This window comes from Aminivibrio sp. (genome assembly GCF_016756745.1).
GTDB lineage: Bacteria > Synergistota > Synergistia > Synergistales > Aminobacteriaceae > Aminivibrio.
On record NZ_JAESIH010000055.1, the window covers coordinates 23236 to 49510 of the forward strand.

Here is a 26275-nt window from a genome sequence, read left to right on the forward strand (position 1 = left end):
CCTCAAGCGACCCCGCCGCAGGAGGCCCGTTTTTTCTCCCGGCGGGCGTCATACACGGCCCATGCTATGGAGGCCAGGATGAGTCCCCAGATGACCCAGGCCATGGGTCGTGTGAAGAATACGGAGAGGGAGCCTCCCGTTCCCTTGATGGAGTCCACGAAGTACTTCTCCAGGTCGTCCCCGAGGATGAAGCCGATAAGGAAGGGGACTGTGGGAAGCTTGATTTTCACGAAGAAATACCCCAGGACGCCGAAGAGCAGCATGGTCCAGACATCGAACATGATGCCGTTGTTGGCCGAATAGGCGCCCACGACGCACAGGAGGATGATCACCGGGAAAATTCTGTACTTGGGCAGCCTGATGACGGATGCGATGTGTTTTATGGGGTAGAACATGATGAAGAACATCAGGAAATTGCAGAGCAGCAGGGCAAAGAGGATGACATGCCACAGGTCGAGGTTGTTGGTGATGAAGAGGGGCCCCACCTGGACTCCCTGAAGCATGAAGGCTCCCACGAGAACGGCGGTGGTGCTGTCGCCGGGGATGCCGAGGGAGAGCAGGGGGATGAGGGCTCCCCCCGTAAGGCCGTTGTTCGCCGTTTCGCTGGCGATCAGGCCGTCGATGCACCCCGTGCCGTACTGTTCCGGGTGCTTCGAGAAATTTTTCGCCTGGGAATAGGAGAGGAGGGACGCCGCACTGCCCCCCACGCCGGGCAGTATGCCCACGAAGGTGCCGATGAGGGCCGACCGGATGAGATTGACGGTCTGCCCCTTCAGGTCCTTGAAACTGAACTTCCTGACCTCGCTGGAGAGGTCGGCGTTGATTCTTTCGTCCCGCATGCCTCCCTCCGCTTCCCGAAAGATCTGGACCAAAGCGAAGAGGCCGATGAGCACTGGGAGAAGCTGAAAACCGCTCCGGAGGTAAACCGAAAGAAAATCCGGAACCATGCGCATTCTGTTGTTATCGGCGAACTGGCCGATAAGGGCCACCAGGACACCCAGAAAACCTGCGAAGATGCCTGTGACCATGTTGCCCTTGGAGAGGGCCGCTATGACGGAGAGAGCGAAGAGGATGATGAGAAACTTTTCCACTGCCGAGAATCTGAGGGCTATTCTCGCCAGGGGCGGGGTGAACAGGAAGAGGACCAGCAAACTGATGAGCCCGCCGATCAGGGAGGCGGTGATGCCGAGGCGCAGCGCCCTGGACCCCTCGCCACGCTTTGCCATGGGATAGCCGTCGAAACTGGTGCAGATTGACGACGGAGTTCCCGGAATGTTGACCAAGATGGCCGGGATGAGCCCGCCGCTGATGCCCCCTACGTAAAGGCCGATGAGGAGGAAGAGGGAAACGTGGAGATCATAGGCATAGGTGAGGGGCAGAAAGACGGCGATGGCCATGGTGGCCGTCATCCCCGGCAGGGCGCCGAAAACGATGCCCACTACTACACCGGTGACCGCCATGATGATGTGAGTTAGGCCAAAATCTATCATGATCCGTTCCTCCTCACGGCAGGGTTATCTGGAAGACCCGACCGAAAAGGTACCACACTGCGGTGGAGAAGATCACCGAGATGGCCAGGGATCCAAGGGTGGCCCTGACGGCGGCGCTGGCCCAGGGCTTTCCCGACGCAATGGCCGCCGGTATTTCCCTGAGTTTCTCCACGCCGTAGTACAGCACGCTGTAGAGAAAAACGAAGATGATGCTCGCCGCCAGGAAGCCGATCATCTCCATGGCCCGGATGTAAAGAGGAAAGAGCACCACCGAACCGAAGAGCTTGACCTTGTCCCAGCCCGGTTCGAAGAAGCGCATTGTTTTCATGTCGAGGAACGGCTCGCCCTTGCGGCGACACTGTACTGCCCTCTGGATGATCATGACCGCCAGGAGCAGCGCGAGAATACCCATAATGATGGGCGGGAAAATCCAGTGGGACGAGGAAGGTTTGTAACTGACTCTGAACATGGCGGAATCCTCCGAAATTTCTTTTCCTCGGAAATGCCCGGGAAGGTAGATCCGTCGCCTTCCCGGGCTGCCGCAGCTATGGGCGCCGCTACATCACGAGGTCGTCGAGGGAAGGAGCGGAGTCGATCAGCCCCTGAAGGGAATCTCTTTTTTTGTAGATGAATTCCTTTGCCGCCGCGGAGTTGAGATAGCTCCCGCGGTAGGACATCTTCGCCATGTCTCCCTTGAACTGAGGATCTTCGGACACGGTCTTCATGGCATCGTCGAGAGCCTTGATCATCTCCGCCGGGAAATTTTTGGGGAGGTAAATGAGGAAATCCTTGGAGAAACGGAATTCGCTGCCGTCGGTGAGGGTGATGCCCTGGTCGGCATAGGAGGGGACATCGATGCCTTCGACGTTGTCAAGGAGGCCGACGAACTTCATGGCGATCTTCTTGTCATCGACCTTGGTATAGTCGAGGAGAGAGGTGTAGTCGGCGAAGATCACGTCTGCGTTGCCGTCAATGAGAAGTTGGATCTTGTCGGAGGTGGAGCCGCCCACGATGACGACGATCCTGTCGGCAATGTCCTTGCCGTACTTGTTCTCGACCCACTTCCAGAAGGCGATGAACCCGATGTGGGACACGCCGCCTGCTTCACAGGCCATCCGAACCTTTGCGTCGGGGTTGGCCTTCAGATATCCGGGAATCTCAGCCATGGTGTTGTAGGGAGCGTCCTTGCGGGCTGCCCAAGCTGCACCGGGGTTTTGGGCGACCCGGGGACCGATCTCCATGTTCTCGAGCCTGTAGATCTCGTCGTAGGCCTTGAAGGAGACGCCGAGGTAAGTCATGTCATGGAATATCATGATGGTCTTCCCGTCGGGCCGGGCCTTCTGCATGGTATCGAGGGCAACGGCGGCCCCCACGGCGTCCACCTTCATGTTTGCCCCGAGGGCCTTGCCGAGATGGCGGGACACGGTTTCGGCGATGAGATAGGAGTCTCCCGCCGTGGACGTGGACCCGATCACAACCCGGACGTTCTGCCCCTGGAAGGGATTGGCGAATACGGGGGCGGCAAATGCCGCGATTACCAGGAGTGCCGCAAGGATGTTTCTGCTCAGCTTCATTTCTCTTCCTCCTTTGTATCCGGGGACGCCGTCCCCGGTGTGTATTGCTCCAAACGCCCCTACCTCACGAGGCAGGGGCGTTTCGGATCAAATGTCCAGCCGGGGATGAGGTACTGCATGGCTGCTGCGTCATTCCTCGCTCCCAGGCAGGAGTCGAGGTACAGCCTGTGAGCGGACTCGATGGCGTCCATGTCCGGCTCGATGCCCAGTCCCGGCGTATCGGGGATGTCAATGAATCCCTCCCGTATCCGCAGGGGATTCTTCGTGAGCCGCTCGGTGCCCTCCTGCCAGATCCAGTGGGTGTCTATGGACGTGATCCTTCCCGGCACCGCTGCGGCGGTATGGCTGAACATGGCCAGGGAGATGTCGAAGTGGTTGTTGGAGTGGGATCCCCAGGTGAGGCCGAAGGCGTCGCAGAGCTGCCCCACCCTGACCGATCCGCTCATGGTCCAGAAATGGGGGTCGGCAAGGGGAATGTCCACAGACTGGAGAGCCACTGAATGGGCCATCTGCCGCCAGTCTGTGGCGATCATGTTGGTGGCGGTGGGCAGGCCGGTGGCACGGCGGAATTCCGCCATGATCTCCCGGCCGGAGAAGGCTCCTTCCGCGCCGCAGGGATCCTCGCAGTAGGACAGAACGCCGCCGAGTCCGGAGCATAGCCGCACCGCGTCCCTTAGAAGCCATCCGCCGTTGGGGTCTATGGTGACGCGCCCGTCCGGAAAGGCCTTTTTCAGTGCCCGGACCGCTTCGATCTCCTCTTCTCCGGGGAGAACACCCCCCTTGAGCTTGAAGTCGGAGAAGCCGTAGAGATCCCGGCAGGCCTTCGCGAGGGCGACTACGGCCTCCGGGGTCATGGCTTCCTGCCGGCGCAGGCGGTACCAGTCCACAGGAGAATCGTCCTCCGCAATGTAGGGCAGGTCGGTCTTCTTTCGGTCAGCCACGTAGAACAGGTACCCCAGGACGGGGACCCTGTCTCGGACCTGGCCTTCGCCCAGGAGCGAAGCAACCGGCACTCCGAAATGTTTTCCGAGCAGGTCGAGGAGGGGGGCTTCGAGACCGGTGAGGACATGCACCCCGGTCCTGAGGTCGAAGGTCTGCTGCCCCCGGACATCGTCCTCCCTGCCTTCAAATTGCTTTTTCACTGCAAGAAGGGTGTTCCTGTAATCCCCCACCTTCGAGCCTACTACGAGGGGCTTGGCCTGTTCAAGGCCGGAGGTGATCTTCCGGCCGCCTGGCACCTCGCCTACTCCCGTATTTCCGTCGCTGTCGGTGAGGATCACCACGTTCCGGGTGAAGAAGGGCCCGTGGGCGCCGCTGAGGTTCAGGAGCATGCTGTCCCGTCCCGCGACGGGGATAACCTTCATTTTTGCGACTACCGGTGCGGCAATCTTTTTCATCTCGCCTTTCCTTTCCGGCAAGGGTTTCGGACGGATGAGGAAACATCCCGGCCGCCCCTTCCTCTAGATGAGATGTTCGGCCCGATAACCTGCGTCAGCCGGCGCCAGCTCGGTGGTGAACATATACATTTTTTTCGACCGGGATTCGCTGGTGAAAAACTCCGGGTACGCCTCCCGGACGACCTCCACGTCCCAGCTCAGGTGCCGGTTGAGGATGTCGAGAGCACGGTCGGCGTCTTGGGCCCGGATTGCCTCCAGAATCTCTTCATGCTGGCCGTAATAGAATTCCTGCCCCGGCGCGCCTTTGCTGACCTTGAGCCTGCGGACCCGGAAAAAGTGCAGGGAGTTCTTGCTGATCACGGACCAGACCCTTGCCCGGCCGCACCCCTCGCAGAGGATGCGGTGAAAATCCTGGTCCAGGAAGAGGAACCGTTTCCGGTCCAGACTCGCGATGGCGTTCTTCTGCATCTTTAGGTTGGCCTCAAGCCTGATTTCTCCGTCGGAGGAGAAGGACCTGCAGGCCTGGATGAGGGTATCGGCTTCGAGGCATTTGCGGATGTAGCGGCCTTCCTCAATGTCGTCGATATTGAGAAGGGAGACGAAGGTACCTTTCTGGGGGTAGACGTCCACGAAACCCATTTCCTCGAGAAGCACCAGGGCTTCCCGTACGGGGGTTCTGCTCAGGGAGAGGGACGAGGCAATCTCCTTATCCGAGAGGGGGGCGCCGGGGAGAAGGTTCAGATGAACGATGTTTTCGGTCAGCACGCGCTTCACCCATTCCCTGGATGATTCGCCGTTCCGGCGCTCAAGGATTTCCATATCTACTCCTCCTTGTACCGCCTGGCCGCAGCTTCAGGCAGACTCGCCGAAAACTTCCCTTGGGAAGGGAATGTTTCAGCGTTTTCCATATATTAGTAATACTAATATATTAGTTATCTTCCTGTCAAGGCCTTTCACCCAGCGCCGGAAAAACCGGCAATACTCCCTTGTTTCCTTCCGGCGGTGTTCTCTATACTATCCTCCGGCAGCTTGAAAGGAGGCGGAAACAGTGATCCGGTCCAAACCCGCGGCATTTATCCTGCCGGCCGTTCTCTGCATTGCAGGATACTGGTTTTTCAGCGAGCCTTCGGTCAATTCGTGGAAGATAGTGAACAATCCGCCCCGGGCGGCGGGGCCGGTGGTGGCCTTCGGGGACAGTCTGACGGCAGGGTTCGGATCGGGAGGCCCGGGCCGAGACTACCCTGCAGTGCTCTCGAGCCTTATCGGGCGCGAGGTTGTCAATCTGGGCGTCAACGGCGACACCGTGGCAAAAGCATTCGAAAGGATAGGGGAACTCGAGGCTCTCTCTCCCTCCATGGTGATCCTCTTCCTTGGCGGAAACGACTTTCTTCGCCGGGCAAACCTGAATGAGAGTTTCGCAGCGCTTCGAGAAATGGTGAAGCGGATACAGTCTGGCGGTACGCTCGTGTTCCTTGTAGGCATCGAGGGGCTTCCCCTCCTCGCGCCGGTGGAAAAACGGTATTTCGAGGCGGCGAAGACAACCGGTGCGGTGCTGGTCCCCGATATCCTCAGGGACATTCTCGGGAACGAGTCCCTCATGTCCGACGGGATCCACCCGAACGGGGAGGGCTACAGGATCATGGCCGGGAGGATCGCGAAGGTCATGAGGCCGTATCTTCGCTGATTTCGCCGAAGTAGACCATGCTCGTTTTTTTAAGCTCCCCGGCGCTCGGGAGGATCTCGAAGCGGTCAATGCCGTTTTCTTCCGCAAAGCTGCGGATGAAGGAAAAGACCTCGCCGTCAGTCTTTCCGTGAACCATGGCGTAGAGGTTGTAAGGCCAGCATTCATTCCCGACCCTTTCGTAACAGTGGCTCACCAGGGTACTCTCGGCAAGCTTTCTCCCAAGCGCATCCATGGAAGCTTCCGGCACAAGGAAAACCGCCATGGCATTGGCGGCGTATCCGGATTTCTGATGACGGAGGATTGCAGCGATTCGTTTCAGCCTGCCTGACTTCTTCAGTGCCTTCAGCCGCACCACCACTTCATCCTCGGAAATGCCGAGGTGACGGCCAAGCTCCAGGTAAGGATTTTCCGCCTGCGGAAGGCTGCCCTGCAACTCCATGACGAGTCTTTTGTCCAGTTCGTCCATGAACATTCACTCCCGCTCCATGTCGAAGAACACCCGAAGTTTGAAATGTCTCGCCCGGGGAAACTCGTACACGTGTTCGAGGACGAACCTGTTCCTGATGTCTTGAATAAAGGTCTCTTTTTCCGAATCTTCGGCCACCGTCAGGGTAAACCACATGTTCAGGAATCCTTCCCTGCGATAGTTGTGGGTCACGCCCCCGAAGGAGTTCACGAAGGCCGCCACGTCGCAGAACCTGTCTTCCGGGACCCTCATCCCGACAAGGGTGCTTGAATACCCCATGGCCACCGGGGCAAAAATGCCGCCCACCCTCCGGATATACCCTGAGTCTGTGAGATCCCGTATTCTCTCTGCCACTTCTGACCTGGGAACGCCCAGCTTTCCGGCAAGAATCCCGTAAGGGTCCTTCTCAAGGGGAAGCCCCTCCTGGAGAAGGTTGACGAGCTTCCGACCCACGGGGTCCAGGGTCATCTCCGGAAGCACCATGGCTCCTCCGCCAGGTAGTTTCCTGTATAACAGTAGGCCCTGGCCCTGCACCCCCCGCAGATCTGCCAGTGCTCGCACTCCCCGCAGCTTCCCTCGTAGGCCGACCTGTCCCGCAGCTTCAGGAACACATCGCTGTCCTTCCAGATGTCCTCGAAAGGCATCTCTCTTACGCTTCCGGCCCTGACGGGCAGGTAGGGGCAGACGTGGACCTCCCCGTTCGGGAGGACGCAGCAGTAGCCCGTTCCGGCCAGGCATCCCCGGGTGAATCTCTGGGGAATGCCCATCTCCTTCGCCATGGGCATGAACTGGGGGGCGCAGGTGGGCTTGATTTCCAGCGAGGCGGAGACCTGCTTTTCGAGAACCGTGCGGATCATGGAAAAGTAGGCCCCCGAGGTAAGCTCATCCTCGGCCATGGAGAGGGCCCTTCCGGTGGGAACGAGGAAGAAGGGATGGACTGCGTGGACGCCCATCTCGCCGTAGTAATCGGCCATGCGGTCGAACTGGTCCAGGTTCCTGTCGGTGAGAGTGAGGTTGATCTGCACCCGGAGCCCCGCATCCACGGCGTTCCGGATCCCCTGCCGGGCACTGTCGAAGGCCCCGGGGGTTCCCCGGAAGGTGTCGTGGTATTCCCGGTCCAGGCTGTCCACGCTCACGGCCACTCCCCGAAGGCCGCACTCCGCCAGCCGGGCGGCCGTCTCTCCGGTGAGGAGGGTGCCGTTGGTCCCCATGGCAGGTATGAGCCCGACCTGGCGGGCGGCGGCGACAAGGTCAAAGATGTCCTCCCGGAGGAGGGGCTCTCCCCCGCTGAAGATGAGGAGACGGAACCCCGCCCTCCGGATGGAGGCGATGAGCTCCCTGCCTTCCGCTGTAGTCAGCTCCCCGGACCGGTCGTTTTCAGGCCCGGACTCCCGGTAGCAGTGGCGGCAGAACAGATTGCAGCGGCTTGTGGTATTCCATGAAATGAGCATTCCGCCCCTCCTACAGTCCGATTTCCCCGTCGGTGAGATAACAGGCCGGATCCGGTCCCCAGAAGTCTCCCGCAGCCTGGGCCCTGGCCCTGAGGTTTCCGTTGCACTGCTCCAGCCGGCGGCAGGCGCCGCACCGTCCCCTGAGGTGGGGCTTCCTGTCCCGCACCATGGCGAGGAAGGCGTCCCCTTCCCCTCTCCAGACAGCGGCAAATCCCTTCTCGCGGATGTTTCCGAGAACGACGGACCGTGTAAACTGGTCGATGGTCACGTTGCCCTCCCAGTCCACGGCCCCGATGGCCATGCCTGAACGGTTGCCTCCGCTCCGGCCAAGCAGACCGAAGATCCTTTCCGCCCGTTCGGGGTCCCTTTCCCTCATCTTCAGGAAAACGTAGAGACCGTCACAATGGTTGTCCACCGTGAGGATTTCCGTGTCCACTCCCCGGTTGCCGAAATCAAGGGTCTTTTCGATGAGGAAGTCCATAGCGTCCCGGGTTTCTTCGGCGGAGAGGGCCTCACCCTGCAGCTCGCTGCCCCTTCCGGCAGACACCAAGTGGTAGAGGCAGACCCGGGAGATCCCCTCCTCTTCCACGAGGCGGAAGATGGCGGGAAGCTCCCGCACCGTGGTCCGGGTAAGGGAGAGCCGGAGGCCCGCCTTCTGCCCTGCGGCCCGGCAGTGCCGGAAGGCCGCGAGGGTTTTTTCGAAGGCGCCCTCCGTTCCCCGGAAGGCGTCGTTCACCTCTTCCAGCCCGTCGAGGCTGATGCCGGCGTAGCTCACGCCCGCTGAACGGAGGCCCTGCGCCGTGCCGCTGTCGATAAGGGTGCCATTGGTGGATAGGACAATTCGGAGCCCGAGGGAAGCGCCGTACTCCAGAAGCTGGAAGACGTCCTCCCTCATGAGGGGCTCCCCGCCGGAAAGAAGGACGGCCGGGACCCGGAAGTCCGCCAGCGACTCCAGAAATGCCCTGCCTTCTTCCGTGGAAAGCTCCTTTCCAGACCTGCCGGGCGTCGCCGAGGCGTAGCAGTGGCGGCACGCCAGGTTGCATGCCCTGGTGCAATTCCATACCACCACCGGTCCCAGGCCGACGACGGCACCCGCAGGAGCCGGGGCGCCTCCGTGGTACCTGAGCCTGTCTCCGAAATGCTCCCGGTCCAGCAGCAGCTTTGTCAGGCTGATCACGGAAAGGCCTCCTTCGATGAGAGATGGGCTGTAAGCAACCTCTTTCTTTATACCACACCGGGTGAAAAGAGGGAAAACGGACATTTCACCGGCTGGCCCCCGATCTTCCTTTGCCTGACACTCCCCCGTATATTACAATGGAATCTACTGAGCAAAGACCCCGTCGAGGACGAATAACAAAAGAAAGGCTGATGGACATGACGATAGTAACGAAAATTGATGGCTTCACCCTCCGGCAGGCTGTGAAACAGGACGTATCGACCCTTCTCTCCCTGATACGGGAACTTGCGGTGTACGAAAAGCTCGAAGACCAGGTGACGGCCACGGAGGAGAGCCTGGAAACAAGCCTGTTCGGCATCCGGCCGGGGGCAACGGCCCTTCTGGGAGAGTGGCGGGGGGAGCCGGTGGCCTACGCCGTCTACTTCCACAATTTCTCCACCTTTGCAGGCAGGCTCGGACTCTACCTCGAAGACGTGTACGTGAAGCCCGAAATGCGGGGGAGAGGGATGGGCAAGGCCATCCTCTCATATCTGGCCTGCCTGGCGAAAGAAAGGGGATGCGCCCGCTTCGAATGGGCGGTCCTGGACTGGAACACGACTTCCATCGAGTTTTACCGATCTCTCGGTGCCGAACCCCTGGACGGGTGGACGGTGTTCCGCCTGACCGGAGAAGCCCTGGACAGACTTGCGGGAAAATGACACCGGGTCCGGGGCCTCCCACGGGTCCCGGGCCCGGCCGGCAGGTCCTCAGCCGGGAAAAGACGCTGCAGCTTCCTTCACGGGCAGCATCCGTTCACTTCGGTAGATGCTGTGGCTGATTGAAAGGTGCTCCGCAATATCCTGTTCCACCAGCGGGGCAAAGAAGTTCGCCCCGCCGTACACGAGCATGTAGCCCCTGTTCCGGTCCTTGTAGGACACCCTGTAGGATTGGGGAATCTGTGCCCGAACCTCCACGAGGCCCGAGAACAAACTTTCGTCGAGGTTCTCAAGGATCGATTTCACTTCATCGAAAAAAACAGACGGAAAGGTCTTGATCGCGGCCGTGACCAGCCCGCACCCTGTCGCGACGACGCCGGAGACCGACGTGTATTTTCCCCGTATAAGAAGCTCTCCGGGACTGAGGGTCGTTCCCGAATGGGAGATGATGTCGGCGATGCCCCTGGGTCGGCCGCCCTCGATTCTGTACAGGAAGGTGGCACTCGTCTCGGTGGGAATCCGGGCCTGCTGGAGCATGATGTCGTAGTTTCTTCCCGATACCCCGATGAGGGCGTTTTTGCCCTCGGGCACCTCGCAGTTCCACATCCTTTCCCCGGCATGGAGCACAGCGAGCCTGGAAGAGAGGATGACCCTGCTTTCGGAAACCCCCGACAGGATTTCAATGGCTTCCGCGGTCTTCCTCCGGTCCACGAGGATCGTGTTGACCATGATGCTCCCCTTTCCGGTCCGGGGATCATAATCGCAGTCAAGGGAGAGGCGCTCCGTCTCCATGGCGAGGCCTCCCACCCTGTCGAAAACAAGGAGTGTTTTTGCCTCCTCCACCCCCTCCGCCGTGAGCATGACGCCCCTGTTTCCATAGCGGCGCACAAGGCCGTTTTTCTCAAGGTTCGTGAGGTGGTACCTTATGGTCCTGGCTTCCACATCCACGCTTCTCCTTTTGAGGGCGGAACGAAGCTCCCCCGTGGTCTGGAGTTTTCCCGAAAAATAGAGGATCCTGAATATTTCAATGACAGTTTCCGGGTATTCGTCGATTTCGAACATGAGTGCGTCCTCCTTGCCGGAACTTTAATTCATTTTTCTTACTTCGGAAATGCGATTCCTCTTTAAGCCTTCCTGCCGATTCTCGGCAGCAACCAGGAAGCATTCGATCAAAAAAGCAAAAATCATTGCAAGTAGAGGTATTTAATTTATACCATCCCAACTCCCCATTGACAATAGGCTCCCTTAATGCTTATCATACTCTCGAAGAACAAGGAAATAGATTTCCGTTTTATAATATTTCCGGGATGCACACAATAAAACCACGGAAGGAGACATATCCATGAGGAAAGTTTCTCTGCTGGTTTCGACAGGCAACCTCGGAGACAACATCATCGAGAAGGGGACCTTCTACGAAGGCGTCAAGAGAGACATCGACTGCTTTGGGGCCGACGCTGGAACTGCCGATGCCGGCCCCACGTTTTTGGGGGCGGATATGCCCCATAATCCCATCGAGTGGGAGCGCCACGACCTCGAGATCACCCTCGTGGAGGCCAGGAAAAAGAAGGTGCCCATGATCGTGGGCTCCTGCAGCACCACCGGTACGGACAGAGGGGTCAACCTCTACGGGGACATCATCCGCACAGTCGCAAAGGAACGGAAGATGGAACCCTTCACCATGGCCCTCATCTACTCCCAGATACCCTTGGAGGCCCTCCGGGAGCGTGTCAGGAAAGGCGAGACGGAACCCCTGGGGGCGTCCTTTCCCTTGACGGACGAGGTCCTGGACAACACCACCAACGTCACGGCCAGCATGGGAGTGGAGCAGATCATGCACGCCCTGGAAAAGGGGGCGGACGTGATCATAGCCGGGCGGGCCTGCGACGACGCCGTGCTTGCCGCCTACCCCATCTTCAGGGGCTTCGACAGGGGCGTGAGCCTCCACATGGGAAAGGCCGCCGAATGCGCCTCCCTTGTCTGCTGGCCCCAGAAGGTCAAGGAATCCATCATCGGAACCGTGTACGACGACTACTTCACCATCGAGCCCATCCACCCGGACCAGCAGGCAACCCCCCACAGCGTGGCCGCCCACTCCATGTACGAGCGGACCAATCCCTTCATCCAGGCCCTTCCGGGAGGCATCCTCGACATGCACGCCAGTAAATACGAGGCCCAGACGGACCGGATCTGCAAAGTGTCGGGAAGCCTTTTCATCCCCTCCCCCGACGGCAGCTACAAGGTGAAGCTTGAAGGGGCCGGAGAAGCGGGACACCGAGTATACCATCTCGTGGGCATCCGGGACACGCGGGCCATCGCTCACCTCGACCAGATACTCTCCGACACACGAAAGAAGGTTTCCGACATCATCGGACCGGCACGGGACGACCAGTACGAACTTTTTTTCCACCCCTACGGAAAGAACGCCATCATGAAGGAGAACGAGCCTGTGGAGGTCACCCAATCCCACGAGGTCGCCATCGTCATCGAGGTCATTTCGAAGGATCTCGAGCTGGCCACCTCCGTCGCCAAGTGCGCCAAGTTCCGGTTCTTCTACATGAGCTACCCGGGCCAGATGAACTCCTCGGGAGGATCGGTGGCCCTGATAACAGACGAGCCCCTCTTCCCGAAGAACAAGTGTTACCAGTGGACGGTGGACCATCTTCTCACCCTGAAGGATCCCCTGGACCCCGGCATCTTCCGGTACACTTTCGAAACCGTTTCAGGAACGTAGGCCATGGAAGCGCAGGGAACGAAGACGCTCCTCACGGAACTGGCGGACTTCTACGCCTCCCTCGGCCGCAGGGACATACCCGGAAACGTCCTGGAGAAGGCCCGGAGGGTGCTCATGGATTTCCTCTGCGAAACTGCCGCCGGTTTTCACGAAGGGGAACTGGCGGCGATCGCCATAGAGTACGCCAGGGAGACCGGCGGCAGGGAGGAAGCCACCATTCTCTGCGACGGAAGCAGGGTTCCTGCGCCCTGGGCGGCCCTGGCCACGGGGATCATGGCCCACTCTATCGAGCTGGACGACGGGCACCGGTGGGGTACGTCCCACCCCGCCGTGGTGGTCATTCCCGCCGTACTGGCCATGGGGGAGAAGATGAATTCTTCCTTTCACGACATTCTGAAGGGAATCGCCATCGGGTACGACGTCATGCTCAGGGCGGCACGGTCCATCAACCCTTCCCACCTGAAGCGGGGCTTCCACTCCACCGGGACCTGCGGCTCCATCGGGGCCGCCGCCGGGTGCGCCTCCATCCTGGGACTGGCGGGCAAACAGTTCGCCTACGCCATGTCCATGGGAGGGCTTCAGAGCGCGGGGCTCCAGGAGATGCTCCACGACCACCCGGGGATCAAGCCCCTGCAGCCCGGCAAATCAGCCATGGCAGGAGTGCTTTCGGCGGAATTCGCCCTTCGGGGGGCCCGGTCCCCCCGCACCCTCTTCGAGGGGCAACACGGCTGGTTCAAGGCCATGTGCGCCGGGGAATATTCTGAAGAAGCCCTCACAGGAGACCTCGGGAAGCGGTGGGAAATCCTGCTGACCTACACCAAGCTCTACCCCACGTGCAGGCACTGCCACGCGGCCATTGACCTGGTGAGGGAGGCCAGGAGAGAGCTGGGCTGCACGGAACGGGACGTGGAATCCATCCACGTGAAGACCTACCGGCTCGGCATCGTGGAAGTGGGGCAGATCTTCCTGCCCGCCACCTTCGAGGAGGCCATGTTCAGCATGCCCTTCTCCCTCGCCGTGGCCCTCAGGAAGGGGAACGTCACCCTCCAGGACTACACGCCCGAACTCCTTGCCGACGGGGAACTGAGGCGGGTCGCATCCGCCGTGACGATCAGCGAGGACGACCGAATGAACGCCCTGTATCCCGAGGAGCGGGGCGCATGGCTGCGCCTCGTACTGAAGGACGGCAGGAGCTTCGAGAAGGGAATCCCCGTGGCGAAGGGCGAACCGGAGAACCCGGTCACGGACGGGGACCTCAGGGAAAAGCTGACGGCCATGCTGGCCCCCTACTACCCGGAAGAATTCGTATCGGGTCTCTGGGAGATATGCATAGGGTCCGAACCCGGTGATGCCGGGTTCGGACGAATACTCGACCATTTCGGGAGGTTTCATACGCCATGAAGACCATGAACATCTGCAATCTGGCCAGAACGATCAGGAGCAAGAACGCGGGCAGCTTCATGATCACCCTCGAGATAATCTTCGCCGACCGGCAGGTCTACGAGAGGGTGAAACAGTCGGGAGCCGTGACGCAGAAAACCGTAGCCGACGCCTACGGGCTTCCCGAGGACAATATCCTGGACTTCATCTTCTTCGACCCCGGTATGGGGATCAAGGCGAACATCAAGCGAAAGACTCCCAGCGGCGGCCCCGGTGAGACGGATGTGTACGGCTGCCAGCAGTACGCTCCTCTCTTCTCCATTGAAGTCCCCTGGGAGGACTGAGGCAGTCCATGGCCGGCCTCACCGAAAAGCTTGCCGCTTTCTCAGCCTCCCTTGCCTGTGACCGGCTGCCTGAGAACGTGGTTTCCCAGGCACGGCGCTGCCTCCTTGACACCGTGGGAGCCCTCCTCGCCGGGAGCCGCCTGTCCCTGAGCGGGCAGGCGGGGAGAAAATTCGCCGAACGGCTCGTGGAACAGGGACAGGCGGTCGTGGCGGGAAGTTCTTTCCGAAAATCACCCATGACCGCTGCCTTCGTCAACGGAATGGCCGCTCACGCCCTCGAGCTGGATGACGGTTCAAAATACGCCACCTGTCACCCCGGCGCCTCAATCATCCCGGCCTGCCTCGCCCTCGGGGAGGCGGAGGGGATTTCCGGGAAACAGCTTGTGGAAGCCATCGCCGCCGGCTACGAGGTGTCGCTCCGTGTAGGGACCGCCATCAACCCGGGCCATTACCTCAGGGGATTCCACCCTACGGGGACCATCGCCTCCTTCGGCACAACGGCCGCTGCGTCGAAAATCCTCGGTCTCTCCCCGGAGCTGACGGTCCAGGCCATGGGAATCGCCGGAAGTCTGGCCTCGGGCATCAACCAGTACGAGATCGACGGCACAGTTTCGAAGCATGTTCACCCTGGAAACGCCGCCAGGAACGGAATTCTCTCCGCCATGCTCGCCCGGGACGGCATGACCGGCCCTGCGGAAATTCTCGAGGGAAAGCTCGGCTTCTTTCACTGCTTCGCCGACAGCGCCGATACGGCCCTCGTGGACAGGGAACTGGGGGAGGACTGGCATTTCCTGCGCATCTACTTCAAGCCCTACTGCTCCTGCAGGTATGTGCACTACGCCATCGAGGCCACGCTGAAAGACCTGGAGCAGCACCCCTTCCCTCCGGAGGAGATCGGGTCCATCGTGGTGCGCACCCACCGGAACGCGAAACAGGGCTCGGACATTCCGGACTATCGCTCGCCCCTCCATGCCAGGCTCAGCATCCAGTACGGCATCGCGTCCATCCTGGTCCGCGGGAAGGCGGGCATACGGGAGTACGAGGAGGAGGCCATCGCCGATCCGGAAGTGAGAAGAGTCTCGGACCTTGTGCGGATCGAGGTGGACGAAGAGATCCAGAAACTCTACCCGAACCCCCGCTCCATGATCGTGGAGATCACGGACAAAAAAGGGAACATGGCGTCCGCGAGAATCGACCATGCGAAGGGGGACGCGGAAAACCCCATGTCCGACGGGGAGCTTTTCGAAAAATTCCGGGATGTCACCGGCGGAGTGATCCCTTCCGAAAGGGCGGAACGGATCATAACGGCGGCCATGGCAATCCATACCCGTGAGGAGATCGCCTCCTTCACGGAGATGCTCCACATTTGAGAAGGGGGAATAAATCATGATGGATACCATTAACGAAAGGCTTTCCAAGTTTTCCTCGGAGCTTCGGTTCGAAGACATACCGACCGATGTGCTCGATCACCTGAAAAGAGTGATGCTCGATTGCTACGGCTGCGGCCTTTTCGGCTCCACCACTCCGTGGATGAAGATCTACCGGGATGTCCTCGAGAGCATGAACGACCGGCAGGAGGCGTCCCTCTGGGGCACGGACAGGAAGACGTCCGTCGTCAACGCCATGATGATCAACGGCTCCGCCATCAATTCCTTCGAGCTGGACGACACCCACACGGACGGCATCATCCACGTCTCCACCGGCGTGCTCGGCTGCATCACCGCCTTCGCCGAGATGCTCGGAACCATGAGCGGCAAAGATTTCCTCACCGCGGCCACGCTGGCCTACGAGGTCTCCTGCCGGGTGGCCGCCCCCGTGGGCATGGAAATCGCCCACCAGGGCTGGAACAACACGGGAACCTGCTGCCCCTTCGGCTCCACTGCCGGGGTGGGCAACATGCTCGGCCTGACGCCGGAGCAGATGGGGCACGCCATGGGCATCGCTGGAAACTGGGCAGGGGGGCTGCAGGCGGTCCAGTTCGCCTCCATGGCCAAGCGGATCGTACCGTCCAAGTCCTCTGAAGGGGCGATCATCGGCGCGCTCCTGGCGCAGAAAGGCTTCACCGGCATAGAAGACGTCTTCGAGAACAAATTCGGCGGCTTTTACAACTGTTTCACCGACGACGTGTACGATGTGGAACGGACCAGCGGCGAACTGGGTACCCGGTGGGAACTGATGGGAATCGGTCTCAAGTTCTACTCCACCTGCCGCAGTAAGCACACCACCATCGGTGCGCTCCGGAAATTCCGGGAGGACCACCCCGACATTAAGCCTGACGATATCGCGAAGGTCGTTGTCCACACCACGTCCATCACCCACAAGTACTCCGTCGACGCCGACGCCATAACCAGCGTGGTGTCGGCCCAGCTCAGCCACCCCTACGTGTGCGCCGTCACCCTTCTCGAGGGGAACGCCTTCATCGACCAGTTCACCGAGGAAAAGATCAGGGACCCGAAAATCCTGGAGTTCGCGAAGAAGGTGGAAGTGGTCCACGACGAGGAGATCGAGAAGCTGCCCAGGCACCTCCGCTACACCGTAAAGGTCGACGTTCACCTGAAGAACGGGCAGGTCTTCAATCTCCAGGAGACCTTCCCCAAGGGACACCCGAAGAATCCCTTCTCTTCCGACGAACTGCTCTGGAAATTCCGCACCCTCGCAGGAAAGGCCATCAGCGACGAGCAGCAGGTGGAGCGGATCATTGAATCGGTACTCCACCTCGAAGACCTGGACAACGTCGGGGAACTCACGGGGCTCCTTTCCGTGAAAAGCTGAAACGGGGGTGAAGAACGGGTGGGCAGGACTGCAGCCGAGAAGATCGTTTCCGCGCACTCAGGCTGTGACGCCGTGGCGGGGGACTTCGTCGTAGCCGATGTCGACCTGGCCATGATCCACGACACCACGGGCCCGATCGCCATAAAGGCTTTCGAGGAATACGGAAAGGAGCGGGTCCGGGCCCCTTCTAAAATGGTCGTGGTCCTCGACCATGCCGCGCCGAGCCCCAACGAGCGGATCAGCAACCTTCACGTTCTTTTAAGAAATTTTGCCTCCGCCCAGGGAATTCCCCTCTTCGACGTCGGGGAGGGAGTCTGCCACCAGCTCGTGGTGGAAAAGGGACTCGTCTCTCCCGGGGGGCTCGCGGTGGGGGCCGACTCGCACACATGCACCTACGGGGCCCTCAACGTGTTCGCCTTCGGCATAGGGTCCACGGACATGAGCGGCGTCATGCTGACAGGAAAGCTCTGGCTCCGCGTTCCCGGAACGATGAAAGTCCATATCCGGGGGTCGATGGCCGAAGGAACCTGCGCCAAGGATCTTATGCTCCATCTCATCGGGAGAATCGGCTCCGACGGGGCGGACTACCTCGCCCTCTCCTTCTGCGGAGATACCGTTCAGGCCATGTCCCTTTCGGAGCGGATGACCCTGAGCAACATGGCCATCGAGTGCGGGGCGAAGGCAGGGCTCATGGAGGCGGATGAAAAGTGCCTGGCCCATCTCCGGGCGCTCGGGAAGAGTGAAGGGCTGCCCGCCTTCGACGACGGGGACGCGGAGTTCGCATCGATGATCGACATCGACGCCTCCCGGGTTCCTCCCCAGGTGAGCCCGCCCCATTCCGTGGACACGGCCGTTCCCGTTACGGAGGCCGCCGGGACGGAGATCAGCCAGGTCTATATCGGCACCTGCACCAACGGGAGACTTGACGATCTCAGGATCGCGGCGCGGATACTGGCAGGAAAAAAAGTGTCGCCCAACTGCCGGCTTCTTGTCTGTCCTCCTTCGAGAAAGATCCTGGCCGACGCCATGGCCGAGGGGATTCTGCTGCAGCTGGTGGAAGCAGGGGCGACAATACTTCCCCCCGGGTGCGGACCCTGCCCGGGCACGCATCTGGGTGTACCGGGAGACGGTGAAAACGTCCTTTCCACCGCCAACCGCAATTTCAAGGGCAGGATGGGGAACAACAAGGCGGGGGTCTACCTTGCATCCCCGGCCACGTGCGCCGCCGGCGCCCTCGAGGGACGGATTGCCGACCCGAGGCCGTTTCTCACGGGAAAAAAGTGAGGAGGAGAGCCATGGAGAACATTCTGACCGGAAGGGCCCACAGGTTCGGGGACAACATCAACACCGACTACATCATCGCGGGGAAATACACGAAGACTCTCGACTTCACCACCCTGGCGGAGCATGTCTTCGAGGACATAGCCCCGGGATTCTCCCGGAGAGTCCGGCCGGGGGACATCGTTGCGGCAGGCCGCAATTTCGGGTGCGGATCGTCCCGGGAGCAGGCTCCCATCGCCATCAAGTACGCCGGAATATCCGTCATCCTGGCCCAGTCATACTCCAGGATCTTCTTTCGCAATGCCGTCAACCAGGGCATCCCCGCCTTTCTCTGCGACACGTCCTGCATCGGCCAGGACGACACGGTCACCGTCAATATCGGGGAGAACTCCGTCGAACTGCCGGAGAAGGGAAAGAGAATCCCCCTCGTCCCCCTCTCGCCGGTGATGCTTGACATCCTGAGAGAAGGCGGACTGGTGGAGTACCTGAAAAAGAACGGGACATTCATTCTTCCTCGGTGAATCCGGAGGAACGGAAGGAAGGGGCGTGGTCGCAGGCAGAAAAAAGAGTACCCCTGCGCAGGGTTTTCTCAGGTGTTTTTCGAGAAAAAAACAGACAGGAGGGATTCTGCAATGAAATTTCGAAAAGACATTGTTATCCGGCTGGTCGCGGCATTCATGGCGATGATGCTGTTCGCCGCCGGCACAGCGAACGGAGAAGTTCACCTGAACATGGGGAGCACCTCGTCCACCTCGGGGGTGTACGCCTGGTGCGTGGCCGCCGCCAACGTGATCAACAAAGCCGACAACGGCATCCAGGTCACGGTGGTGGAGAGCGGCGCCGGAATGGACAATCTCAGAAAGATCAGCTCCGGGGTGTTCGACTTCGCCATGGCCATCGACCTGCCTGGCTCGCTGCAGCTCTACAAGGGAATCGAGGGCTTCGAGGGCAAGCAGTTCAAGGATGTCCGCTGGCTCTTCCTGAGAAACATCTTCGCCGACCGCCTGTACGTCCGCAAGGATTCCGGTGTGACGACCTTCGGCGACCTGAAGGGCAAGAAGTTTTGCCCCGGCATTCCTGGGTCGGCCTCTGCAGCCTACGTGATGCAGTACGACAAAATACTCGGCCACAATATCCAGCTTGTGCCCTCGGCGCTTGGGGACGCCATTACCGCGCTGAAGGAGAACCGGATCGTGGGGCTTCAGAAATCAAGCGGCCTCAACAACATAGACGCTTCCTTGATAGAGGTCAACCTGACCACTCCCCTGACGGTGGTCGGGTATTCCGAGGAGGACGTCAGGAAGATCCAGGAAAAGATTCCCTACATGACATTCCTGAAGCGTGAAAAGGGCAGCATCAAGGAGTTCCCTGAGGTTGGACCGATCTGGGAGGAATGCCCCATCGCCGGGGCAGTGGCCACCGCCGCCATGCCCGAGGAAGTGGGCTACCAGATCGTGAAGGCTTATGTGGAGGGCTTTGACGAAATTGCCGCGGCCTACGGGCCTGTAAAGGGCTTCGACCCCGTGGGGGACTACTTCAGAAATGCCGGTGACGACGTAGTGCCGGCCCATGCGGGGCTCATCCGCTATGCGAAGGAAAAGGGAATAGAGGTTCCGGAGCGGTTCATTCCTCCGGAGTACAAAAAATAGCGCCGCCTGCACCTTATCCCACCGGGCCGCGTATTCTCCGCGCGGCCCGGCCACCCGCAGGAGGGATGCACTGTGAGCCTTTTTTCATTCGGTCGGATCAAAACAAAGGTCATCTTTACCCTCGGCTTCTTTCTCGCCGTCTTTCAGCTCCTTGCCCCCATATACCTTACGGATCTCCTGGACATCCAGTTCAGGGCGATCCATGTCGCCTTCGGCCTCTCCATCGGATTTCTCTACTTTCCCTTCCGCTCCCGGGGAGAGGATAAGCCTCCCGAAGAGGGCATTTCCCTTTTTGACATCTTCCTGATCACAGTTCTTCTCGCCGCAAATCTCAATGCGTTCTTCAAGGCCTTGGACATCTACATGGGCACCACAGGGGCATCAACCCTGGACCTGGTACTGGGGGCAGCGCTCATGCTCCTCGTCCTTGAAGCGGCCAGGAGATCGGTTGGGCTAGCCATTCCCCTGATGGTCGTTCTCCTGCTGGGCTATATTTTTACGGGAAATTCCTTCCCCGGAATGTGGAAATTAAAGGGAATCAATCTTGAGTTCGTGATCAACTCTCTCTACTACTCTCCTCTCGGAATATACGGAAGCGTCACGGGTATGTCGGCCACGTTCATCTCCATGTTCATCATCTTCGGTTCCCTGCTTTCGGCCACCGGAGGAGGCCGAACGTTCATCGACATCGCCCTCGCCATAACGGGGAAATATACCGGAGGGCCGGCAAAGGCAGCAGTAGTCTCGAGCGCCCTTTTCGGGAGCATTTCGGGAAGTTCGGTGGCAAACGTCATGGTCACGGGAAGCTACACGATTCCGTTAATGAAGCGGCTGGGCTACAGGCCCGAGTTCGCCGCCGCCGTGGAGGCCATCGCCTCGTCGGGAGGGGGAATCACCCCGCCGATCATGAGCATCAGCGCCTTCATGATGGCCGAGTTTCTTAACATCTCCTATTTTCGCATCATCGGATACGCCCTTCTCCCCTGTCTTCTCTACTACACCGGGGTCTTCAGCGGCGTCCACTTCAGAACTGTTCGCATGGGAATCGACAAGCTTCCTCCGGAGGAAATCCCCAAATGGCGGGACATCCTCACCCTCGAGAGAATCGCCGGGCTTCTCGTCCCCACCGGAGTGCTGCTGTATCTCATCGCTATCGGCCAGCCCCTTCAGCTGGCAGGTTTTTACGCGTGCGTATCGGCTTTGACGGTCTTCCTCCTGGTAGGCATACTGAAGCATAAGATAAAGGATACGATAAATCTCATCATCTCGGCCCTCTCCGAAGGAGGACAGGACGTGGCCCGGATCGTGCCCATCCTCGTATCGGTGAGCATGCTCGTGAACCTCATAGGCATTACGGGCATTGCGCCGAAGATCAGCGGCGTCATCCTCCAGGTCGGCGGCACGAACATCTATTTCTCCCTGCTCATCGCCACGGTGGTTCCCTTTCTCCTGGGCACATCCCTGCCGGTGGTCCCCACCTACGTGCTCTCCGTATCCATCCTGGTGCCCCCCCTGCTCAAACTGGGGATCGATCCGGTGGCGGCCCACCTCTTCTTCATTTACTGGGCAATCCTCGGGGGTGTGACTCCCCCCACGTGCACCGCTGCCGTGGCGGCGGCGGGAATCGCAAAGGCCAACTGGGTCAAGACAGGATTCTTCGCCGTCAGGCTCGGAGCGGTGGCCTTCATCCTGCCCTACTTCTTCGCCCTCAACCCGGCGCTTGTCGGGAGGGCTCCGTGGATGAGCATCCTGAGCCACGGAGCAACCGGTTTTATCGGGGCCATTTCCATTGCCTACGGCATGTTCAGCCACAAGGAATGCCTGCTGAATCCCCTCCGGTGCGCCGCCTTCATCGTCGGGGGGCTGCTTCTTCTCTTCCCGGGGACGGTTCATTCGCTCATCGGTCTTGTCGTGGTGGGAACGGCATTCGTTATCGACAGGAAGATCCTGTCACGGGAAACAGGCGCCGGGCCTGGACACAATCAGAACCACTCCGGGGAGGAGGTCTCGAAGTGAAGAAAACAACCATGCTCAAAAATATGATTCTCGAACGGAAGGCCCTTGTGTGTCCCGGAGCCCATGACGCCATCTCGGCGAAGCTCATCGAAAAAGCGGGCTTCAAGGCTCTCCAGGTGAGCGGCTTCGGGCTTTCGGCCACCTACCTCGGCCTGCCGGACATGGCTTTCATCGGCTTCAGCGACGTGGTCCACTTCACGAAGAATATCGTGGAGGCAGTGAAAGTGCCCGTCATGGCCGACGCCGATACGGGGTACGGCAACAGCATCAACGCCATGTACGTGACGAGGGAGTTTATCGGGGCAGGGGCGGCGGGGATGAACATCGAGGACCAGGTGTTCCCGAAGCGCTGCGGGCACCTCGAGGGAAAGCAGATCATTCCCCTGGAGGAAATGGTGCTGAAGATCAAAGCCTGCAGGGCCGTGAAAGACGAGCTCGATCAGGATTTCGTTCTCAACGCCCGGACCGACGCCATAGCCGTGGCGGGAATAGATGAAGCCGTACGCCGGGCGAATGCCTATGCGGAAGCCGGGGCGGACCTGATTTTTGTGGAGGCACCCCGTTCCGTGGAGCAGATTGAACAGGCGGTACGGGAGATCAGGGCACCGGTGAGCATCAATCTCATGGACGCCGTTTCAGGAGGCAAAACGCCCCTGGTCTCCATCGACAGGCTGAGGGAAATAGGGGTGGGAAGGGTCAGCATTCCCGTGGGCCCCCTGTTCGCCGCCGTAAAGGGAATGACTGACTACCTCGACGCGATAAGGGGCGACAGGATCGCGGAAGGAAGAACGGAGCTTGTGGCGCCGTTTTCCGATTTCAAGGACCTCGTGGGATTCGAAATGTTCAGGGAACTGGAGAAGGAGTATCTTCCCCGATTTGTGGAATAGGGCTCCGGAGAATTCCCTGGGCAGCGGCAAAGCTTTTCAGATTCAGTGCAAAGGGAGGTGTAAGAATAATGAAGCGCTGTGTTGCGTGGGGTATCGTGATTCTGCTTCTCGTGGGTATTTCCGGGCTCGCGCCTGCCGCGGAAGGGGACGTTCTCGTCCTTGAAGGAAGCGCTGAGGAAGTGGGCAGACGCTGGGGTGAGACGAACAAGGAATCCATCATCAAGGCCTTCAACGCGTTCCTTTCCCGGGCAGAGGGCAAGGACGAACAGCTTCGGAGCTTCGCAAAGCTTTCCATCGATCTCTCGAAAAAAATCGGCTGTTCGTACTGGATCGACGAGCTGAACGCCATCGCCGACACCGCCGGCATCGACAGGGAACTCTACATCGCATTCACGTTCGGCAGATACAGGGACCTGGCCCTCCTGTACAAAGGCGTCGGGTGTACCACCTTCGCCGTCACCTCTCCGGCAACGAAAAACGGACAGATCATCTTCCACAAAACCCGGGAGACGGCCTCCGACCTGCAGTCAGGGTACCTCAAGCGGATAACCGGAGTCCAGGGCACTGACAGGCAGCCCTACAAGTTCTTCGGGGAGATGGGTACCGCGGATACGGGCATCTCATTCTTCGTCAATGAAAAAGGGCTTGCCGGAGGGGCGGATGTTCCCTCCCAATGGCAGAACAGGGAGTGTTATGTCGGCCCCTACAAGGGGAACCTCCCCTTCGTCACGCCGCCGAAATACGACGGGTTCATGAACCACTATGTTCCCCGCTACATCGCCGAGCACTGCAAGGACGTGGATGAAGCCAGGGAAGCCCTTCACTCCTTCGCGGAGAAAGGATACCTGGCCAGCGGAAAGTGGGGAACCAATTACCTGTTCGTCGACGCAAGGGGCAAAATACTGCAGATAGCGGACGACTGCTACAAAATCATCGAAGAGCAGACAAACCCGGCGCTGGAAAAGGACGGAAAGTCGTGGAAGGGAATTTACTTCACCGTCCACAGGGAGAACGACTATGGTACCCCCGAGGACGCCCTCGTCGCAAATTACGGAAAAATCACCGTGGAGCTGGTAAACTCGCCCAAGGCGGCAAAACACCCTGCCATGTGGAATTTCCCGAGGGCGCAGTCCGGCGCGACCATCGTCATCGACCCCGAGTTTCCCGAAACGCTGACCACCATCTTCGTGACTCTTCCGGCCTACAGCTACTCCATCCCCTTCTTCATGGGGGCGAATGCGACACCGAAAGCCCTTGCCGACGGGACCGTGTACTCCGTGCAAAAGGACAGCTTCAGGTACAGCGAGTTCTACGAGGCAGGAATCAACGACCTTTGGAGGGCGTTCATCTATGACATCAGAGAGAGAGTCAGGAAGGGCGAGGACGTGACAAAGGATCTGAACGGTTTCTTCGTTCAAATGGTGGACCAGGTTCTGAAAATGAACAAATAAACCGTAATGGTTCGGGGCGTTTCTCCCTTCAGCAGGGGGAACGCCCCGGAGTCCTTCCGGTTTACAGCGAACTCGATAGCGCCCAGGCCGCCGGCGTCATAGCGGCAGGCAGGAACCCCCGGCTTTCCGGGGAGCGGGTTTCCCCGGGGCTCCCGCGGGAGTACATCTCCATGGTCCAGCCCTGTTCAACCATTTTTTCACCAGCCCTTGGGCGCCCTTCCACTGGTCCCCAAGGGCGTCCGAACCCCTGCCCCTTTTCATTTCCCCCCGTCCAGTCCTCCGCCTGAAAAGGCTGCGGATTCAGGGTTTAGCGCCTTTATCGCCGGATCCCCTTCATGAGAAAAATTGTGTTTTCGTACTATATTGCATTCTTTTTATTCATATTTTATTCAGAACACCGTGCTTTTTCGTGATCGTCTGCGGAAAATTCCTTTATTTCCGCGTGTGCTTTTCGCTCCGCTAGAGTAAAATAAAATTGTCAGGGAGCTTTCGAATGGGGGGAAATGTCGTGATTGAAGAAAAAATCATGAAAACCATCCTGAGCGTCATTACGGGACTTCCCGGCAATTTCCGGTCCGATGACGGGCTTCACTCGCTCACATCCATCATTGCGGAAAAAAAGGGCTTTTTTTCCAGGAGAACGCTCACTTTCACCGCACGGTTCAGAGTGAATGAGGAAACCCAGGAAGTAATTTACAACGAGACTCTCGTGGAAAAAAAGAGCGGCCTCGGAGCCGGAAACGGCGAGGGAATTTTCGGGTTCGGTTTCAGGAAGTGGAAAATAACCGCAGGGCCGAGCGGGCTTGACGGGGTGCTGGAGGAGCGGTCGGAAATGCTCGACAGAAAGTACGGTTTTACCTTCAGGTTCCAGCAGATCCGTGACGCTGTCCGCAAACTTGTTGAAGACGAGGGGTACTCCTTCAAGCACCAGGTCTGGGGAAAACTGTAGAACGACGGTGAAAATCTGATATAATAAATAAACTAAATTTACTGCTCTTTTTGCAAGGAGGCACCAATGCCGGGCATAGACGCAGTTGCTCCTGTGAACAGCATACAGATCGCTGCCCCCGTCGCCGGCCAACCGAGACGGGAAGGCATTCGGCGTGCCGAGCAGGAGGTCCTTCGCCAGGAAATGGCCTTGCGGAACTCCGGAGATGTGACGTCCACGGTCTACCGTTTCTCCGTGGGACCGGACGGGAAGACGTATATCACCGGTGCGACGGTGACGGTCCGCACGACGGCGGAGGAAGAATCCGGCGGCAAAGTTCCGGCCCCCGGTGAAGGGGCCGGGCGGACAAAACGGGATAAAACCCCTCCGGATGAAAAGGGAAAGACGAACGCCTCAGGAGAAGATGAGACGACGGCAGCGAAGCTAAAAAACATCGAGCGGGACGTCATAGCCCATGAGGCGGCCCATAGGGCCGCGGGCGGCCAGTATGCCGGGCCGGTCTCCTACAGCTACGCCACAGCACCCGACGGTACCCGGTACATTGTCGGGGGAGAAGTGTCCATCTCGGCTCCGGAGGGCAAAACACCCGAGGAGACCATCCGGATCATGGAACAGGTGAAACGGGCGGCCCTTGCCCCCGGTTCGCCTTCACCGCAGGACATCCAGGTGGCGGCGGCAGCTTCCGCGGCCCAGATGCGCGCCCGGACGGAAATGGCGAAAGGAGACGCATCCCGTGCCTACTCCGGAACAGAAAACAGTGTTTACGGCCGACGGGACGGGGAAATTTCCCTGACGGCGTGAAAATGCCCCATTTTCCTACATGAATGAAAAGAGGGCGCCTTGGCAGAGCAGGGCGTCCTCTTTTTCTTTTCCTCTTCCAC

25 protein-coding genes are annotated in these 26275 nt (G+C 59.5%); 15 read left to right on the forward strand and 10 right to left on the reverse strand.

Annotation, left to right across the window (positions count from 1 at the left end; all coding sequences use genetic code 11):
- Positions 1-2: 2 nt before the first annotated feature.
- The 5 genes from JMJ95_RS08775 to JMJ95_RS08795 all read right to left on the reverse strand — a co-directional run bounded on the left by JMJ95_RS08775 (position 3) and on the right by JMJ95_RS08795 (position 5280).
- The gene (locus tag JMJ95_RS08775) at positions 3-1490 is read right to left on the reverse strand and encodes a tripartite tricarboxylate transporter permease (RefSeq protein WP_290684579.1); all 1488 of its coding nucleotides are present in this window, start codon (positions 1488-1490) and stop codon (positions 3-5) included.
- Positions 1491-1503: 13 nt separating this feature from the next.
- Positions 1504-1959: a tripartite tricarboxylate transporter TctB family protein gene (locus tag JMJ95_RS08780; RefSeq protein ID WP_290684580.1), complete on the reverse strand. Its 456-nt coding sequence runs from the start codon at positions 1957-1959 to the stop codon at positions 1504-1506.
- 88 nt (positions 1960-2047) lie between these two features.
- The gene (locus tag JMJ95_RS08785) at positions 2048-3064 is read right to left on the reverse strand and encodes a tripartite tricarboxylate transporter substrate binding protein (protein ID WP_290684582.1); all 1017 of its coding nucleotides are present in this window, start codon (positions 3062-3064) and stop codon (positions 2048-2050) included.
- Between the two features lie 59 nt (positions 3065-3123).
- On the reverse strand, positions 3124-4461 hold the full coding sequence (locus JMJ95_RS08790; RefSeq protein WP_290684584.1) for an enolase C-terminal domain-like protein: 1338 nt from the start codon (positions 4459-4461) through the stop codon (positions 3124-3126).
- Positions 4462-4524: 63 nt separating this feature from the next.
- A complete protein-coding gene (locus JMJ95_RS08795) occupies positions 4525-5280 on the reverse strand; it encodes a GntR family transcriptional regulator (protein WP_290684586.1) in 756 nt (251 codons plus the stop codon).
- Between the two features lie 229 nt (positions 5281-5509).
- Here JMJ95_RS08795 and JMJ95_RS08800 point away from each other — a divergent pair, with 229 nt between their 5' ends.
- Positions 5510-6145 (forward strand): GDSL-type esterase/lipase family protein, encoded by a 636-nt coding sequence (locus JMJ95_RS08800; protein WP_290684588.1) that lies wholly within the window; start codon positions 5510-5512, stop codon positions 6143-6145.
- Here the strand turns inward: JMJ95_RS08800 and JMJ95_RS08805 are convergent.
- From JMJ95_RS08805 to JMJ95_RS08820, 4 genes are read right to left on the reverse strand one after another with little or no spacing between them, the layout of a single operon-like run.
- Positions 6123-6611 (reverse strand): AsnC family transcriptional regulator, encoded by a 489-nt coding sequence (locus JMJ95_RS08805; RefSeq protein WP_290684590.1) that lies wholly within the window; start codon positions 6609-6611, stop codon positions 6123-6125. The genes JMJ95_RS08800 and JMJ95_RS08805 overlap by 23 nt on opposite strands.
- A 6-nt stretch (positions 6612-6617) precedes the next feature.
- Entirely contained in the window at positions 6618-7094 is a 477-nt protein-coding gene (locus JMJ95_RS08810; RefSeq protein ID WP_290684592.1) for a hypothetical protein, read from the reverse strand.
- Positions 7076-8062 carry a radical SAM protein gene (locus JMJ95_RS08815; RefSeq protein ID WP_290684594.1) on the reverse strand — a complete coding sequence of 329 codons (987 nt, stop codon included), beginning with the start codon at positions 8060-8062 and terminating at the stop codon, positions 7076-7078. Before JMJ95_RS08815 ends, JMJ95_RS08810 begins: the two co-directional genes overlap by 19 nt.
- A 10-nt stretch (positions 8063-8072) precedes the next feature.
- Positions 8073-9239 carry a radical SAM protein gene (locus JMJ95_RS08820; RefSeq protein ID WP_290684596.1) on the reverse strand — a complete coding sequence of 389 codons (1167 nt, stop codon included), beginning with the start codon at positions 9237-9239 and terminating at the stop codon, positions 8073-8075.
- A 197-nt stretch (positions 9240-9436) separates the two neighbouring features.
- Between JMJ95_RS08820 and JMJ95_RS08825 the strand changes: the two genes are divergently transcribed.
- The gene (locus JMJ95_RS08825; protein ID WP_290684598.1) at positions 9437-9937 is read left to right on the forward strand and encodes a GNAT family N-acetyltransferase; all 501 of its coding nucleotides are present in this window, start codon (positions 9437-9439) and stop codon (positions 9935-9937) included.
- A 48-nt stretch (positions 9938-9985) separates the two neighbouring features.
- Here JMJ95_RS08825 and JMJ95_RS08830 read toward each other — a convergent pair whose 3' ends face one another.
- Positions 9986-10996: an NrpR regulatory domain-containing protein gene (locus JMJ95_RS08830; protein WP_290684600.1), complete on the reverse strand. Its 1011-nt coding sequence runs from the start codon at positions 10994-10996 to the stop codon at positions 9986-9988.
- A gap of 280 nt (positions 10997-11276) precedes the next feature.
- On the opposite strand from JMJ95_RS08830, the gene JMJ95_RS08835 reads away from it, so the two are divergent.
- The 13 genes from JMJ95_RS08835 to JMJ95_RS08895 all read left to right on the forward strand — a co-directional run bounded on the left by JMJ95_RS08835 (position 11277) and on the right by JMJ95_RS08895 (position 26195).
- Entirely contained in the window at positions 11277-12665 is a 1389-nt protein-coding gene (locus tag JMJ95_RS08835; protein ID WP_290684602.1) for an acyclic terpene utilization AtuA family protein, read from the forward strand.
- Between the two features lie 3 nt (positions 12666-12668).
- Entirely contained in the window at positions 12669-14066 is a 1398-nt protein-coding gene (locus tag JMJ95_RS08840) for an MmgE/PrpD family protein (protein ID WP_290684603.1), read from the forward strand.
- On the forward strand, positions 14063-14389 hold the full coding sequence (locus JMJ95_RS08845) for a DUF4387 domain-containing protein (RefSeq protein ID WP_290684604.1): 327 nt from the start codon (positions 14063-14065) through the stop codon (positions 14387-14389). Before JMJ95_RS08840 ends, JMJ95_RS08845 begins: the two co-directional genes overlap by 4 nt.
- Before the next feature lie 8 nt (positions 14390-14397).
- Positions 14398-15759 (forward strand): MmgE/PrpD family protein, encoded by a 1362-nt coding sequence (locus JMJ95_RS08850; RefSeq protein ID WP_290684606.1) that lies wholly within the window; start codon positions 14398-14400, stop codon positions 15757-15759.
- A gap of 16 nt (positions 15760-15775) precedes the next feature.
- Positions 15776-17161 (forward strand): MmgE/PrpD family protein, encoded by a 1386-nt coding sequence (locus tag JMJ95_RS08855; RefSeq protein WP_290684608.1) that lies wholly within the window; start codon positions 15776-15778, stop codon positions 17159-17161.
- Positions 17162-17179: 18 nt separating this feature from the next.
- Positions 17180-18445, forward strand: a complete 1266-nt coding sequence (locus JMJ95_RS08860; protein WP_290684609.1) for a 3-isopropylmalate dehydratase large subunit — start codon at positions 17180-17182, stop codon at positions 18443-18445.
- An 11-nt stretch (positions 18446-18456) separates the two neighbouring features.
- Positions 18457-18963, forward strand: coding sequence for a 3-isopropylmalate dehydratase (locus JMJ95_RS08865; RefSeq protein ID WP_290684610.1), 507 nt, complete (start codon positions 18457-18459; stop codon positions 18961-18963).
- Between the two features lie 111 nt (positions 18964-19074).
- Positions 19075-20091: a TAXI family TRAP transporter solute-binding subunit gene (locus JMJ95_RS08870; protein WP_290684612.1), complete on the forward strand. Its 1017-nt coding sequence runs from the start codon at positions 19075-19077 to the stop codon at positions 20089-20091.
- Positions 20092-20163: 72 nt separating this feature from the next.
- Positions 20164-22107: a TRAP transporter fused permease subunit gene (locus tag JMJ95_RS08875; RefSeq protein ID WP_290684614.1), complete on the forward strand. Its 1944-nt coding sequence runs from the start codon at positions 20164-20166 to the stop codon at positions 22105-22107.
- Entirely contained in the window at positions 22104-22994 is an 891-nt protein-coding gene (locus JMJ95_RS08880) for an isocitrate lyase/PEP mutase family protein (protein WP_290684615.1), read from the forward strand. The genes JMJ95_RS08875 and JMJ95_RS08880 overlap by 4 nt, the downstream gene beginning before the upstream one ends.
- Before the next feature lie 68 nt (positions 22995-23062).
- Positions 23063-24445, forward strand: coding sequence for a hypothetical protein (locus tag JMJ95_RS08885; RefSeq protein WP_290684617.1), 1383 nt, complete (start codon positions 23063-23065; stop codon positions 24443-24445).
- Between the two features lie 508 nt (positions 24446-24953).
- Positions 24954-25394 (forward strand): ribonucleoside-triphosphate reductase, encoded by a 441-nt coding sequence (locus JMJ95_RS08890; RefSeq protein WP_290684619.1) that lies wholly within the window; start codon positions 24954-24956, stop codon positions 25392-25394.
- 66 nt (positions 25395-25460) lie between these two features.
- Positions 25461-26195: a putative metalloprotease CJM1_0395 family protein gene (locus JMJ95_RS08895; protein WP_290684620.1), complete on the forward strand. Its 735-nt coding sequence runs from the start codon at positions 25461-25463 to the stop codon at positions 26193-26195.
- Positions 26196-26275: the final 80 nt, after the last annotated feature.

What these genes read in the sequence shown, in the direction of transcription:
- JMJ95_RS08775 (WP_290684579.1), bottom strand. Translation starts at nt 1,490, where the DNA reads ATGATAGATTTTGGCCTAACTCACATCATCATGGCGGTCACCGGTGTA.
- JMJ95_RS08780 (WP_290684580.1), bottom strand. Translation starts at nt 1,959, where the DNA reads ATGTTCAGAGTCAGTTACAAACCTTCCTCGTCCCACTGGATTTTCCCG.
- JMJ95_RS08785 (WP_290684582.1), bottom strand. Translation starts at nt 3,064, where the DNA reads ATGAAGCTGAGCAGAAACATCCTTGCGGCACTCCTGGTAATCGCGGCA.
- JMJ95_RS08790 (WP_290684584.1), bottom strand. Translation starts at nt 4,461, where the DNA reads ATGAAAAAGATTGCCGCACCGGTAGTCGCAAAAATGAAGGTTATCCCC.
- JMJ95_RS08795 (WP_290684586.1), bottom strand. Translation starts at nt 5,280, where the DNA reads ATGGAAATCCTTGAGCGCCGGAACGGCGAATCATCCAGGGAATGGGTG.
- JMJ95_RS08805 (WP_290684590.1), bottom strand. Translation starts at nt 6,611, where the DNA reads ATGGACGAACTGGACAAAAGACTCGTCATGGAGTTGCAGGGCAGCCTT.
- JMJ95_RS08810 (WP_290684592.1), bottom strand. Translation starts at nt 7,094, where the DNA reads ATGGTGCTTCCGGAGATGACCCTGGACCCCGTGGGTCGGAAGCTCGTC.
- JMJ95_RS08815 (WP_290684594.1), bottom strand. Translation starts at nt 8,062, where the DNA reads ATGCTCATTTCATGGAATACCACAAGCCGCTGCAATCTGTTCTGCCGC.
- JMJ95_RS08825 (WP_290684598.1), top strand. Translation starts at nt 9,437, where the DNA reads ATGACGATAGTAACGAAAATTGATGGCTTCACCCTCCGGCAGGCTGTG.
- JMJ95_RS08830 (WP_290684600.1), bottom strand. Translation starts at nt 10,996, where the DNA reads ATGTTCGAAATCGACGAATACCCGGAAACTGTCATTGAAATATTCAGG.
- JMJ95_RS08835 (WP_290684602.1), top strand. Translation starts at nt 11,277, where the DNA reads ATGAGGAAAGTTTCTCTGCTGGTTTCGACAGGCAACCTCGGAGACAAC.
- JMJ95_RS08840 (WP_290684603.1), top strand. Translation starts at nt 12,669, where the DNA reads ATGGAAGCGCAGGGAACGAAGACGCTCCTCACGGAACTGGCGGACTTC.
- JMJ95_RS08845 (WP_290684604.1), top strand. Translation starts at nt 14,063, where the DNA reads ATGAAGACCATGAACATCTGCAATCTGGCCAGAACGATCAGGAGCAAG.
- JMJ95_RS08850 (WP_290684606.1), top strand. Translation starts at nt 14,398, where the DNA reads ATGGCCGGCCTCACCGAAAAGCTTGCCGCTTTCTCAGCCTCCCTTGCC.
- JMJ95_RS08855 (WP_290684608.1), top strand. Translation starts at nt 15,776, where the DNA reads ATGATGGATACCATTAACGAAAGGCTTTCCAAGTTTTCCTCGGAGCTT.
- JMJ95_RS08865 (WP_290684610.1), top strand. Translation starts at nt 18,457, where the DNA reads ATGGAGAACATTCTGACCGGAAGGGCCCACAGGTTCGGGGACAACATC.
- JMJ95_RS08870 (WP_290684612.1), top strand. Translation starts at nt 19,075, where the DNA reads ATGAAATTTCGAAAAGACATTGTTATCCGGCTGGTCGCGGCATTCATG.
- JMJ95_RS08885 (WP_290684617.1), top strand. Translation starts at nt 23,063, where the DNA reads ATGAAGCGCTGTGTTGCGTGGGGTATCGTGATTCTGCTTCTCGTGGGT.
- JMJ95_RS08895 (WP_290684620.1), top strand. Translation starts at nt 25,461, where the DNA reads ATGCCGGGCATAGACGCAGTTGCTCCTGTGAACAGCATACAGATCGCT.